The organism is Chamaesiphon polymorphus CCALA 037 (genome assembly GCF_003003845.1).
Taxonomy (GTDB): Bacteria; Cyanobacteriota; Cyanobacteriia; order Cyanobacteriales; family Chamaesiphonaceae; genus Chamaesiphon; species Chamaesiphon polymorphus.
Window position 1 is genome coordinate 1 of the sequence record NZ_PVWO01000118.1, and the last position, 13116, is coordinate 13116.

Below are 13116 nucleotides of genomic sequence, written 5' to 3' on the forward strand. Positions count from 1 at the left end.
TACCGTGTAAATGTATTTTTTAACGGTAACGTTGATTAATTTTCTCTCACTCAGATTTAACATTTAGACAGGTATCGGCTTTAGGGGAAAGGGCGTAAGGCTTAACTATACCCATCCACCCATCCACCCATCTACCCATCCACCCATCTACCCATCCACCCATCTACCCATCCACCCATCCACTCCCCACTCCTATGTCAAACGTTGCAATTCTCTGTGTCGATGATGAAGTGATGATTCTCGAAAGCCTGCGCGAGCAACTACAGCGACATTTTGGCGATCGCTACTTGTACGAAGTTGCCGAAGGCGTCGAGGAAGCTTGGCAGATAATAGAAGAACTTTATGAGGAAGGAATCAGCATTTTAGCGATCGTTTCCGATTGGCTGATGCCAGGAGTTAAAGGTGATGAATTTCTAATTGCCGTTAGCCAACGCTATCCCGACATTATGACTATCATGCTTACTGGTCAAGCAGATGAAGCCGCGATCCGTCGAGTCCGCAAGGAAGCCAAGCTGCACGCTTACTTGCGAAAACCTTGGACTGAAGCAGAATTAACGACTGCAATCGAGACAGCTTTTAGATAGAAGATGAAATTTGCATCGATTAATCTCGCTCGGAGGAATGGATTATGCTCGGTACCGCTGCTAATTTGGTTCCAGACACAGACCGCACCCAAGCCTTACTATTGTGGTTTGAGGAAGTCGGGATCGAGGATATCCACCTGGTAGGTGGGAAAAATGCCTCCCTGGGCGAAATGATTCAACAACTCGCCGCCAAGGGTGTGAATGTACCCAATGGGTTTGCCACTACCGCTGCTGCTTATCGCTATTTTATCGATCGAGCGGGATTGGCACCCAAACTCCAGCGAATTTTTGCCGATTTGGATGTCAACGATTTGCAAAACCTGCGGCAAAGGGGCGAACAGGCGCGCTCTTTGATGTTGAATACGCCTTTTCCTGACGATCTAGAACAGGCGATCGCGACAGCGTATACTCAATTGTGCGATCGATATCCGCGCACTGGCGTAGATGGGAATCCAGAGCTAGTTGCCGACATGCGGCATAATACCGACGTTGCCGTGCGATCGAGTGCGACAGCCGAAGACTTGCCCGATGCGAGTTTTGCCGGACAACAAGAGACTTATTTGAACGTCCACGGGGTCAAGCAGGTCTTAGAAGCCTGTCATAAATGCTTTGCCTCGATTTTTACCGATCGAGCGATTTCGTACCGTACAGCGCGGGGATTCGACCATCTAAATGTGTATCTCTCCGTTGGGGTACAGAAAATGGTGCGATCGGATTTAGCAGCTTCTGGGGTGATGTTCTCGATCGATCCAGAAACCGGATTTAGAAATGCGGCTGCGATTTCGGCTGCCTATGGCTTGGGTGAAAATGTCGTACAGGGATCTGTCAATCCCGATGAATTCGTCGTCTTTAAGCCCACCCTCGCCGATGGTTTTCGCCCGATTCTGTCCAAACGGTTGGGCAGTAAAGCGATTAAAATGGTCTACGATTTGGGCGGCTCGAAACTGACTAAAAACGTCCGCGTCCCTGACTCCGATCGCGCGAAATTTGCGATCGAGGATGATGAAATCCTCACCTTGGCGCGGTGGGCGGTAATAATTGAAGAGCATTATTCGGCAGTGCGGGGCACATATACGCCGATGGATATCGAGTGGGCAAAAGATGGCGAAACCGGACAGTTATTTATCGTCCAAGCGCGTCCCGAAACCGTCCAATCGCAGAAATCGGGCAATATCTTACGCAGCTACCGCTTCACATCCGGACACGCACCATCCACCCCAGCTTTAACCATCGGGAGTGCAGTGGGAGAACGAATCGGACAAGGTGCAGCGCGGGTGATATTTGACGTACATCAAATCGCCGAATTCCAGCCGGGAGAAGTATTAGTCACCAATCGCACCGATCCAGACTGGGAGCCGATTATGAAAAAAGCAGGCGCGATCGTCACCAATCAGGGCGGGCGTACCTGTCACGCCGCCATTATTGCCAGAGAAATGGGCATCCCCGCGATCGTCGGTTGTAGCGATGCTACCACGGCGATCGCCACCGGACAAGCCGTCACCGTCTCCTGCGCCGAAGGCGATATCGGCAAGGTGTACGCCGGATTATTGCCCTTTGAAATTATCGAAACAGAATTGAGTCAATTAACCCCCACCCGCACCAAAATCCTGATGAATGTCGGCAACCCCGACGAAGCTCTAGGATTAGCCGCGATTCCCTGCGATGGCGTGGGTTTAGCACGGTTGGAGTTTATCATCGCCAACCAAATCAAGGTACACCCATTAGCACTTCTCAACTTCGACCTCCTCATCGATGCCGATGTCAAACGCCAGATTGCCAAACTGACAGTCTCCTACCCCCACAAAGCCGACTTCTTCGTCGATAAACTCGCCCACGGCGTCGCCACCCTCGCCGCCGCCTTCCATCCCCACCCCGTCATCGTGCGGATGTCCGACTTCAAGAGCAATGAATATGCCAACCTCTTAGGCGGACGTCAATTCGAGCCAAAAGAAGAGAACCCCATGCTCGGCTGGCGCGGCGCGTCGCGCTACTACGATCCGATCTATCGCGACGCCTTCGCCCTCGAATGCCAAGCCCTCAAACGGGTGCGCGAAGAAATGGGCTTGACGAATATCATTCCAATGATTCCCTTCTGTCGCACCCCCGATGAAGGTCGCCGCGTCTTGGCCGAAATGGCCGCCAACGGCTTGCAACAAGGCGATAAAGGCTTAGAAGTCTATGTGATGTGCGAAGTGCCCAGCAACGTCATCCTCGCCGCCGAATTCTGCCAAATCTTCGACGGTTTCTCGATCGGATCTAACGATCTAACGCAGTTAACCTTGGGACTCGATCGAGATTCGGCTCTAGTATCCCACATCTTCGACGAACGCAATCCCGCAGTCATGGCAATGGTGAAAATGGCAATTGCTACCGTCAAAGCCAACGGACGCAAAATCGGCATCTGCGGACAAGCCCCGAGCGATTATCCCGAATTTGCGAGATTTTTAGTCGAGCAAGGCATCGATTCAATCAGCCTCAATCCCGATTCGGTAATTAAAACCCGATTGGAAATCGCGCAGGTTGAGGCTAGTCTGTAAGGATAATGATTGAATGTCTATAATTCTACGAATAGTTGGACTGCTCTGTTTGGGCGGTGCGGGGATTGCCGGAGCATCATGGTTAAATACTGAAAATATCATGCGGCCCTTGAGTAAAGAGATTGTAATTTCTCAGGGGAAAATCACCTCTCTAACGTTCGCATCAAATCAAGAAATGTCAGAGAGAAATTATAATGCTCGACTAGATTTTGATAAGACGGGAGAATCATCGCTCAATTGTGAAGATATTAAATCACTTGGCGTTAAGTGGGTAATATCAACTAGCGAGACAGTGAAGACATGGAATACTTTAGAAAGTACAGACTATTCATGTAACTATGACGAGAATTTAACTATAATAGGTTTGCCAGCTCCATCATTCAAGCCCCATACTAATTATTACCTTCATTTATCAACAGCCAATGATATTCAGAACAAAGGAAACATCAACGCTCGTGTTGCGATTCAACATCAAGATGGAATTGGCACACATTACCTATTTATGGATAAAGCTTTAGCAGAATTACTGGGAGGTGGGTTATTATTAGTCAGCTTCATTTGTTTTACAATTGATTTGTTAACGTTTTTACTTAAACGCAAAAAGGAACTGACTCCATAAACTTACAGGAATAGCGTTAATAATCGACGAGTTGTAGATAGTTAGTTATCGCTCGCGTTTACTAGTCAACGATGCGATCGAAATGAGTCTCAAGCAAGGCGTAGAAAAAGCGATCGCCATCCCAGAGGCAGAAGGCTAAATCCAGAATGGATGATACAATAGTAGGGTGGGCAATGCCCACCATTTAAACCCATGAGTAGCAATCATTTTGTCGATTGTCACCATCAAACTAATCCAATAAATTTCCCATGTGATTAAAATCTAACAACGCCTTACCCAGAAATTCTAGTCGATCGATATTCAAACATTTGTAGGTGACTTAATCTGTAACATTTATTTCCCAGACACCCAGATCTTAGTCAAATAAAACATTATGACTATCCAGAATTCGCCCGATTTTTAGAATTAAGGAGTGTTTGATATGGTTCCATCACAATTAATCTCAACATTGAGAGAATTTAGCCGATCGGACAAGCTTTATATCATGCAGATTCTTGTCTCAGAGCTAGCCCAACAGGAGACAGATCTGATTAAATCCGATCTGTCTTACCCAGTATGTTCGCCCTATGATGCGGTTGAGGCAGCGGATACGATGTTAAAAGTGATGAGTCTCAAGCAAGGCGTAGAAAAAGCAATGAGTCTGTACGATAGTCGTTCGCGAAGCGTCGGCTCTGCCGAATCGATCGCCATCCCAGAGGCAGAAGGATAAATCCAGAATGGATGATACAATAGATCTATGTCGCTTGTTTGAGTGTCTTTTGTCATGTACCAGTACGAGCTACCGCGATACCTTCCCACCGCCGACGAACTGCCTTGCTCCGACGATACCCCCGTGGATAACGAACTTCAAGAACTCATTCCCAGCCTGCTCAAATCGATCTTACAAATTCTTTGGGTCGATCGCCTGGACTGGTTTTTTGGGATCGATATGGGCATCTATTACCATCCAGAGCAGCCCCCCATCGTCCCCGATGGTTTCTTGAGCTTGAATGTCGAGCGATTCTACGATGAAGATCTGCGTCCGAGTTACGTGCTATGGGAAGAAGAAGTAGCTCCAATCTTGGTACTAGAAGTAGTTTCAAATACCATCGGTGGGGAATACACCACTAAGCTCGTTCGTTACGCACAGATGGGCGTACTTTACTACGTTATCTACAATCCCAAGCGTCGCCGCAAAGCCAAACTAGAGATCTACAAACTCGTCAACGGTAGCTACGAACTGCAAGCAGCTAATCCCTTATGGATGCCAGAAATTGGCTTGGGTATCGGCAACGAACGCGTTAACTATGGCGGGTTGACGCGCGATTGGTTGTATTGGTACGACGAGAGTAATCAGCGTTATACTAGCCCCAGCGAACAAATCGAACTCGAACGCCAAAAAGCAACTGTAGAAAGTCAAAGAGCCGATTCGGAGAGTCAAAGAGCCAATTTGGAGAGTCAAAGAGCCGATTTGGAGAATCAAAGAGCCGATCGATTGGCAGCTCAATTACGCGCTCTGGGCATCGAGCCAGAAGTACCCTAAATTTAACGATCGATTCAGGAAGCGTCACATTAACGCCTGCATCTTCCCCTGCTCCATCCCCATTCCTCAACTCCAACAGAAACTTCCGAACCCGAGCGCACGTTTCCACCAGACAGATCCACGAGAGTCAATTTGACCATCGATTAGCATTGCCAATCCATACATCAATGACCAAGCTGCCAACGCTAATTGTTTTGAATCGTCAAGACGAATGACTCCTGCTTGCCGAACAAGTTCCATACGCTCGACAAGTACCATAAATACTTGTGTAGCCACCTATGTCAACTCATGATTTTGGCGAGCAGATGTCGCCCCATAAGCACCAAAAATTAGACGATAGTGTGAAGAATGCTGGAGCGCAAAGTCTACATAAACCACAATTTCTAATCTAGCCGTTGTCGTAATCGATCGATCCTCATTTGAATCGAACATGCTACTCTTGGCTGAAACGACACCAGCGATCGTCGATTTGACTCATCCTCAAGAATTATTGCAATTTGGCAAACGGTTGTTAGAGTTGAGTCAATGGCTGATTTTAGTAACGATCGGGTTAGGGGTGGTGCTGGGGATCGTCAATTTTTCCTATCGTGGCGAGCGGGGGGAATGGCTGGAGCGGGAATTTGCAAATTACGGGAAACTTTGACTTATGCCAGCCGTTGGCTCGATCCTAAATTAGTTTGGGGGCTGTTATCGCCAATTTTATTATTCTTTGGATGGCAATTAGGAACGCAAACAGGACAGCGTTGGAGTGGCTTGGCGATCGTCTTTAGCGGTTTGGTATTGCCTGTGTTTGGTTTGTTAGTTACCTATAGCGGTCTGACATTGGGTTTATCGGGCGCGCTCGCGATCTCTTGGTTATTATTAGGTACTAGAAAGTTCGATCGCCAAAGAGATTAACCAGTATGGTGTACAGCACCCATTGCCATGATTCTGGCTGATCGCATTGAGGCTAGTAGGTGATGTTTCTGGCGACTAGAGCGTTAAAATGTAACTTGACAGGCTAATATTCGTGGATTCAAGAAAATTGCTAATATGAGCCAGTTCGCACATCGAATGGGATCTAAACTGGGGAAATGAAAAATCGTCTAGAGCTATTCCGATCGCAAATCGCCGCCTTTGATGGCGCAGCCGATCCAATGAGTGCCATTTCCAAAGGCTATTTCATCGAAGAACCGCATCAATCTTCTACAAATGCCCTGTTCAAAAGAATTTCCCTCAGACCCCAATCCAAAATTCTCCTGATTGGCGGCATCGGATCGGGAAAAACAACGCAACTTTTAAAACTTCAACAACTATTTCAGCAAGCTCCCGATACAGGTATTTATCCGCATTATGTTGATGTTACTGAGTACGCAAAACCTAGCGATCTAAAAGTTGGAACCTTGGATGCTATTGTCGCATTAGAGTTAATGACACTTCTTGAAAAAAAGGGATTTTCAATTGATGAAAACAAGAGAAAATATGTTAGAGAATTTTCCTATGGCCATGGTATTGATGCCGATTTTGAACCCCAAGATGACTATGATTATTGGAAGCCAGGAGTTTTATCTTCATCTCCTCACTCTATTGATGCAATAAATCAATTAACCCAAGCGTTATTAAGCTTGATTGAAGATTTTCATGTAGAATTTCAACAAAAACCTTATTTTCTATTCGATGGTTTGGATCGAGTTGATAAAGCAGGAAAATTTACTCGAATGATTTCAGCCGATTTGCAAAGCACTGAAATTGGATTTACGATTGTTGGTGCAGCCAGCCTTTTATACAACAGTTTCGTCGCTAGTGTAGATGGTATTTTCAACCATATTGAATATCGGTCTGCTTTTGATATGGAGCAAGATGAAGAAGCCCGTACTTTTTTTGAACGTGTTCTACTAGTACGTTCAAGTCAGGACTTTTTTCAACAGGCAGCTCTGCAAGATTTGGTTAGGCTGTCCGGAGGCGTTTTGAGAGATTTAATCAATTTATCTCAGGAGTCTATTCAAGAAGCATATTTAGCCGATGCTGAAACTATAGATCGAGCGCATGTCGAGAAAGCTGTGCTTTCTATGGGGAGAGCAAAGATTTTAGGTCTAAATAATAATCAGTACAGTACTTTGAAATATATTGCAAATAAAAAACTAGATATACCAACTTCTCCTGAAGAAATTTATTTATTATCAACTGGAAAAATTCTTGAATATAGGTTTCCAGAGCGTCGCTTTGACTTGCATCCAGTTTTAAAAGAGGTTTTAGTTGGGGTGAAAGGAGTAAAAAGATAATTTATGACTTCTTTAGACGAAATCTTGCAGCGTATTTCCAGCCTACCTGATGCTAATTTTTGGTCGGTGCTAGTTACCTCACCAGAACAACAAGAGCAAGCATTAACAGAATTGGAAGAATCAATTCCAATTTTTACCGACGAATCAGTCAACGTTATTGCTGTTACTTCAGATATAGAAGCACTGATAGATGCAGTTCGATCGTCCGAAGCATTTATTTTGCTGTGGCAGTTCGATATTTGGCAACCAGAACAATGGCGACAATTTGACTATGCCAGAAGCAGATTTAGCCATGCTAAAGGTGGAATTATTTTGCTAACCCCTCACTCCGCAGCACAATTTCAAACCTACGCGCCTAATTTTGCAAGTTGGATCGGTGCAAGAGTTTACGATCTACAATTGGGTTTGGAGATATTGACTGAAGCTGAAAGCCAACAACGACTAGCAGCTTTACAGCAATTTACTGGCAAAACAGACGCAGAAGTGATTCACCTTGCGGAAACAGGGCAATTGCCCACCGATCCAGAATATGGTGAGTGGCTAGTTTTATTAGGTAGGGGAGATTTACTTGAGCGGACAATCAATGTGGCTGGAATATAGCCAACAAATTCAACAACGATCTCTACAAGCATGTTCGCTGGAGGTAAAGAATTCCAAAACTTTATACCAAGAATTTTCTAAGGCACTAAATCAAGCGTGCAATGATGGACTTTTAGATACAAAGATTTTTGAGATTTGTAAGTTTCTCAAGATGACTCCTCCAGATCGTCAACAGCAAGTTGTAATTTTAGGAGGGCTGGAAAAATTAGGGACTAAAAATTTTAAGAGATCGAAGGATATTCCCCATTTTGCTAGAAAAGATGGATGTTGGTTTGATTTTGCTATCATTATCGATGAAGTCCGCAAACCTGCTGAAATTATTGGATTTGATTTTGAGATTTGCTTTCCAGAACCAGTCCCGATTCAATTTTTCCGCTTTGACTTAAATTTGCCAGGACATGACAATCAATCGGATGGGTTACGATTCCATTTGCACCCTAGCTCTGACGACTTTATGGTGCATAGTCCGCCAATGTCGCCATTGGAAATTCTTCACTTGTTTCTCTACGGATTTGAGATACCGCCAAAGATGCGGCGTTAATCTTCTCCTATCGTTCTTTCTAGGATTAGTCGATCTATGTACCACCACGATCGAGGACATGGGTATAAATCGTCGTTGTTTTCACATCCTCGTGTCCTAACAATTCTCGAACGGTGCGAAGATCTTAACCATGTTCTAATGGCAGCTCGTTATTTATCCGATTGAGCTTGTACCAGCCAGCCTTTGCGGTAGAAGTAAAACAGCAAACAGCCAGTAATACTTAGCATGATGAGCCAGAGGACGGGGTAGCCCCATTTCCACTTGAGTTCGGGCATGAACTCAAAGTTCATGCCATAGATACCCACGATAAATGTCAGAGGTAGAAAGATGGTGGAAAATACGGTGAGGAAGCGAATATTCTCGTTCATGCGCTTGCTCATCGAGGAAAGATAAACCTCCATCAAGCTAGAAGCAATCTCTCGGTAAGTTTCGACCATATCGATCGCCTGTACTGCATGGTTATAACAGTCGCGCAAGTTGACGCGTACCTCATTGCAGATTAGAGGTGACTCTTCGCGCATCAGCCGATCGATCGCATCGCGCTGCGGCCAGATCGATCGCCGGAGCATGAGCAACTCGCGTTTCATCTGGTAGATTCGCTCCAGGGTATGGCGACAGGGATCGCGAACGACTTCGTTTTCGAGTTCTTCCAGTCGCTCGCCATAGTCTTCCAACACTGGAAAAAACCCAGAAATGATGACATCGAGCAAACAGTACAGCAGGTAGTCTGCGCCCTGTTTCCGCATCGTGCCTTTGTTGCGGCGGATGCGCTCGCCTACTTTATTGAAGCAACTATCGTAGTCCAACGCTTCTTGAATTACGAGCACATAATTCGCTCCCAACACCAGGCTCACCTGTTGACGATCGAAGCCATTCGCCTCATCATTAGCTTTGACCATGCGGCAAATCATCAATAGTTGGTCGTCATAATCCTCAAACCTGGGACGTTGAGGCACGTTCGCGATATCTTCGAGCAGTTGGGGATGGAGGTTTAACACGTCTCCCAGTTCCTGAAGCAGATCTTCACGCCCCAATCCTTGGATATCGATCCAACTGACTGATTCTGCCGTCAGATAAGATAGACATTCTGTTGGTTCGATCGAGTCTAAGCGTACCGTTTCCGCTTGACGACTGTAGTTAGTTAGCCCAATCTCCGTCGTCAATGGGCATGATAAAGGACGATCCTGCGTTCTCAATATCCTTGAGGGGTTTGGATGGACTAGCCGCCGGACTGTGGACATAGACGTTAGCGTTATTCTTTATTTTTTATTATCTCTCTTAAACTTAAGCTATGAACTGGAACCCAGCACTGAGCCTAGTCAAAATCGTACTTACAATCCCGGTGGCGTATGCCTTGACTTATCCGTTTTTGCATCCAACAGTAGCAGGTGGTGTTTTAAAAGAAGTCACGATGCTGGGCGGGGGTGGCATCACGATCGCGATCGGATTTCTGATACTAGTTTTTCTATATTGTCGAGATCTGCAATTATCGCTGTCATTGGTATCTCCAGCGGCACGACAAGCAGAGCCTAACAGCGTGTGGTTGATGTTTCTATTTCCTTATAACTTTGTCGAGGATTTTTTTATTATTGCGAATGTTGCGGGATCCTTGCGCATAGAAGCGGAGCGCAACAGCAAGCTTCAATCGTTCAAAAGCTTTGGTTTGGTGACGGGATTGGGTTGGTGTACGGCACAAATTGTATCCCTACTGCCGAATACCGTCGGTTCGGTTGCTGGGATGTTAGCTCTGCCTGTTTGGATCGTTCATTGGAATCTCATTCGTCGAGTCAATGCGAGTCTTCAGGAGTTGATAGTTGATAGTTGATAGTTGATAGTTACCTCTCCCTTAAGGGAAAAGGAATATCTTTTTTAATGTCCCCTACGGTAGGTTGAAATGTTGGAGATCTCCTCCAACATCGCCTACCTCTTTTTCTTGGTACAGAACGAGACTAATCCTACCAGCTAACGATCCGTCTGAAAGTAGCAGAAATTCGAGAGCTTATAAGGTGGTATGATTTTTATTTACAAGACACTTTGTGCTTATGAAATTGGTAGTTTTGACGAGTTTGTTGTCGATCGCGTTAGTTCCTATTACAGCGACAATTGTGACGGCAGATGTGCCAACAGGGAAGAGTTTTTTGGAATGGTGCCAGCAAAGAAATTCTTTATCGCTAGAGACACGCAAAACTGTAGATTATTTATTGCAAGGAACTGGGGCTAAAGACTGTCGATCTGCCGATCTCGAACTCAGCCAACGTACCGAACTGCTGACTTCTAGTCCTACTCCTGCCGATATTAGCGACCTCCGACCGATCGCCAGCCTGACCAATTTACGCAAACTTAGCTTCTATAGTAATAATATTACCGATCTTACTCCCCTTGCCAACCTGAAAAACCTCGATGCTTTAGTTATTAATAGTAATAAACTGACCGATCTCAAACCCCTTGGCAGTTTGAATAACTTGAGTGATTTGGGACTGATGGGTAAGAATATCGTCAATATTCAACCGATCGCAAAACTGACCAATTTAAAAAAACTTACACTCTGGTATAACTCGATTCAAGACATTAAACCTCTGAAGAATTTGACTCAATTAACCGAACTCAGTTTTTTCAGCACCAAAATCGCCGATATCAGTCCTCTAGCAAATCTAGAATCCTTAACCGATCTGGAAATTACCAACAGTAAAGTGACCGATATTCAAGCTTTGTCAGATTTAACCAATTTAAATAAAATTGTCCTCGATAATAATCAGATCTCTAATATCCAGCCGCTCGCTCGCTTGACCAATTTAAAGAGACTAAATCTCAATTCTAATCGCATTAGCAACTTAGCTCCTTTGTCTCGATTAAAAAACTTAATTGGACTCAATCTTAGCAACAATCAAATTGTCGATATTCGACCGATAGCTGGGCTTAATCAGTTATTAGGGCTGAATCTAAATAATAATAAAATTACCAATATTAAACCATTAGCAAATTTACAAAAATTAGAGAATTTAGTTGTCTCTAAAAACAAGATGAAGGCCAAGGTTTGCCCACTTCGTCCGGCGGTCTGTGATTTTAACGGTACAGGGGCAACTAGAGCTTTTTGAGCTAATATTTATGAATGGTTTATTCTATAGCGAGGAATTCTTTCTAAAATACCATTACCATAGACTTTATCTAAATTCAAACCTGGTAAATGTACGTACCCGATATGACAGCGACAAACTTGGTTTTGACAGTTTCTGGGGAATAAAGATGCTGCAAAATTTGGGTCGTAAATATTGCCGATCGAATCGGAAATAAAATGACAGCGACGGATCGTACCTTCCCCATCGACCGTAATTACTCGATCGCCTGTGTGGCAGGGTTTGCCAAAGGTATCGTACACTTGGTTATTGATGGGAAATAGTGGGTCGATTTGGGTGAATAAATTGAGATCGTCGGGGTGATAATAGTCCGGCTGGCGTTTGTAGGCATTTACCCAGAGATAGACATTGGGGTCTAGTTCTTGACGTAATAATTGCGCTTGGTATTGGTGTTCTTTGAGTCCGACGATCCCGACGCTATATTTAACTTGGGCTAAATCGAGTTTCTGACATTGTTGCAAGAATCGATCGAGCGAGACTTCGGTTGGATGAAAGGTAGTCCAGAGGGCTAGGGTATCTAAATTACAATCTTTTACCCAATCTAAGTCACAAGCAAGATTGGTTTGGATGGCAACTTTAGTGACTTGAGGAAGATGAGAAAGTCTGGCGATCGCGGATTGATAATAGCGATGGATGAGAGCTTCACCCCAAGGGGTAAATAGTATCCCGATTTTGTCATCTGGCTCGCGAGATTCTACCCAATTGACAAATCGATCGAGTTCGGCTTTATCTATTGCTAATTCTGCGGCTGTATTAGTACGTTTTGCAAAGGGGCAATATTCACACCCATAGTTACAACTAGAGAGCGAACCTCGATACAAAATTGATAATTCTAATGCCATGTATAACCCTCCATCAATGCTTTAACTTGCGGTGAATACAACCAAACTCCTAATGTGTCGGAGACTTCGACGCCTGCGGGAGTGAGGATAATTTTGGATTGGGAATTGGGGATTAGAAATTGCTCTTGCGAGCCTACTCTTTCACCTTCGCAATCTTTACTCAAAGTTGCTAATTCTAGGGTTACTAAGTCCATTAATTGAGGAAAATCTGTCAGTGCATCGGTATGGAAGGTTTCTCGATAATCGTTGAGATCCAAGCCTTCCGATTGTAATAAAGATTGAATCAGGAAACGGCGTTGGCGATCGTCCACATTCAGTTTGTAACCATAATCTACCCAGTTAAACTGCTCATTCTCGCGCCGTGTATAATTGGCGATAATTTCCTGAATTCCCGTCATCCCGACGGCATATTCACTCGAATAGTGCAAAGATGCTGTGTACGATCGCGCGCCACAGCCTAAACCTACCATGCCATC

Annotated in this window: 15 protein-coding genes and 3 pseudogenes; 12 read left to right on the forward strand and 6 right to left on the reverse strand. The window is 44.8% G+C overall.

The genetic code is table 11. The annotated features are described in order from the left end of the window. Window positions 1–194: 194 nt before the first annotated feature. The 5 genes and pseudogenes from C7B77_RS11335 (at window position 195) to C7B77_RS11355 (ending at window position 5262) form a co-directional block, all read left to right on the forward strand. The gene (locus tag C7B77_RS11335) at window positions 195–584 is read left to right on the forward strand and encodes a response regulator (RefSeq protein ID WP_106304305.1); all 390 of its coding nucleotides are present in this window, start codon (window positions 195–197) and stop codon (window positions 582–584) included. Between the two features lie 44 nt (window positions 585–628). Beyond that, entirely contained in the window at window positions 629–3121 is a 2493-nt protein-coding gene (ppsA, locus tag C7B77_RS11340; protein WP_106304308.1) for a phosphoenolpyruvate synthase, read from the forward strand. 13 nt (window positions 3122–3134) lie between these two features. Continuing rightward, window positions 3135–3740: a hypothetical protein gene (locus C7B77_RS11345; protein ID WP_245894161.1), complete on the forward strand. Its 606-nt coding sequence runs from the start codon at window positions 3135–3137 to the stop codon at window positions 3738–3740. Window positions 3741–4161: 421 nt separating this feature from the next. Next, window positions 4162–4347, forward strand: a pseudogene (locus C7B77_RS31685) (hypothetical protein); the annotation flags it as partial. Window positions 4348–4503: 156 nt separating this feature from the next. Next, a complete protein-coding gene (locus C7B77_RS11355) occupies window positions 4504–5262 on the forward strand; it encodes a Uma2 family endonuclease (RefSeq protein ID WP_106304311.1) in 759 nt (252 codons plus the stop codon). 66 nt (window positions 5263–5328) lie between these two features. Here the strand turns inward: C7B77_RS11355 and C7B77_RS30735 are convergent, their stop codons facing one another. Together C7B77_RS30735 and C7B77_RS29890 are read right to left on the reverse strand one after the other, a co-directional pair. Beyond that, a complete protein-coding gene (locus C7B77_RS30735) occupies window positions 5329–5502 on the reverse strand; it encodes a hypothetical protein (protein WP_219892102.1) in 174 nt (57 codons plus the stop codon). Between the two features lie 36 nt (window positions 5503–5538). Further along, on the reverse strand, window positions 5539–5694 hold the full coding sequence (locus tag C7B77_RS29890) for a hypothetical protein (RefSeq protein WP_181243818.1): 156 nt from the start codon (window positions 5692–5694) through the stop codon (window positions 5539–5541). Here C7B77_RS29890 and C7B77_RS11360 point away from each other — a divergent pair. The 5 genes from C7B77_RS11360 (at window position 5693) to C7B77_RS11380 (ending at window position 8664) form a co-directional block, all read left to right on the forward strand. Beyond that, window positions 5693–5905: a hypothetical protein gene (locus C7B77_RS11360; RefSeq protein WP_106304314.1), complete on the forward strand. Its 213-nt coding sequence runs from the start codon at window positions 5693–5695 to the stop codon at window positions 5903–5905. The genes C7B77_RS29890 and C7B77_RS11360 overlap by 2 nt on opposite strands. Then, on the forward strand, window positions 5866–6159 hold the full coding sequence (locus C7B77_RS11365) for a hypothetical protein (RefSeq protein ID WP_146138274.1): 294 nt from the start codon (window positions 5866–5868) through the stop codon (window positions 6157–6159). The genes C7B77_RS11360 and C7B77_RS11365 overlap by 40 nt, the downstream gene beginning before the upstream one ends. 176 nt (window positions 6160–6335) lie before the next feature. Continuing rightward, the gene (locus C7B77_RS11370) at window positions 6336–7523 is read left to right on the forward strand and encodes a hypothetical protein (RefSeq protein WP_106304320.1); all 1188 of its coding nucleotides are present in this window, start codon (window positions 6336–6338) and stop codon (window positions 7521–7523) included. Window positions 7524–7526: 3 nt separating this feature from the next. Beyond that, on the forward strand, window positions 7527–8123 hold the full coding sequence (locus C7B77_RS11375; protein WP_106304323.1) for an ABC transporter permease: 597 nt from the start codon (window positions 7527–7529) through the stop codon (window positions 8121–8123). Next, window positions 8092–8664 (forward strand): hypothetical protein, encoded by a 573-nt coding sequence (locus C7B77_RS11380; RefSeq protein ID WP_181243819.1) that lies wholly within the window; start codon window positions 8092–8094, stop codon window positions 8662–8664. The genes C7B77_RS11375 and C7B77_RS11380 overlap by 32 nt, the downstream gene beginning before the upstream one ends. 34 nt (window positions 8665–8698) lie before the next feature. Here C7B77_RS11380 and C7B77_RS29190 read toward each other — a convergent pair. Further along, window positions 8699–8788, reverse strand: a pseudogene (locus C7B77_RS29190) (tyrosine-type recombinase/integrase); the annotation flags it as partial. A gap of 25 nt (window positions 8789–8813) precedes the next feature. Further along, on the reverse strand, window positions 8814–9905 hold the full coding sequence (corA, locus tag C7B77_RS11385) for a magnesium/cobalt transporter CorA (protein ID WP_106304328.1): 1092 nt from the start codon (window positions 9903–9905) through the stop codon (window positions 8814–8816). A 50-nt stretch (window positions 9906–9955) separates the two neighbouring features. Here corA and C7B77_RS11390 point away from each other — a divergent pair, with 50 nt between their 5' ends. Together C7B77_RS11390 and C7B77_RS11395 are read left to right on the forward strand one after the other, a co-directional pair. Beyond that, window positions 9956–10489 (forward strand): hypothetical protein, encoded by a 534-nt coding sequence (locus C7B77_RS11390; RefSeq protein ID WP_106304331.1) that lies wholly within the window; start codon window positions 9956–9958, stop codon window positions 10487–10489. Window positions 10490–10706: 217 nt separating this feature from the next. Beyond that, a complete protein-coding gene (locus C7B77_RS11395) occupies window positions 10707–11759 on the forward strand; it encodes a leucine-rich repeat domain-containing protein (protein WP_106304334.1) in 1053 nt (350 codons plus the stop codon). Window positions 11760–11767: 8 nt separating this feature from the next. Here the strand turns inward: C7B77_RS11395 and C7B77_RS11400 are convergent, their stop codons facing one another. Then, a complete protein-coding gene (locus C7B77_RS11400; protein ID WP_106304337.1) occupies window positions 11768–12640 on the reverse strand; it encodes an STM4011 family radical SAM protein in 873 nt (290 codons plus the stop codon). Further along, window positions 12631–13116 (reverse strand): annotated as a pseudogene (locus C7B77_RS11405) (STM4012 family radical SAM protein); the annotation flags it as partial. The pseudogene C7B77_RS11405 and the gene C7B77_RS11400, both read right to left, overlap by 10 nt.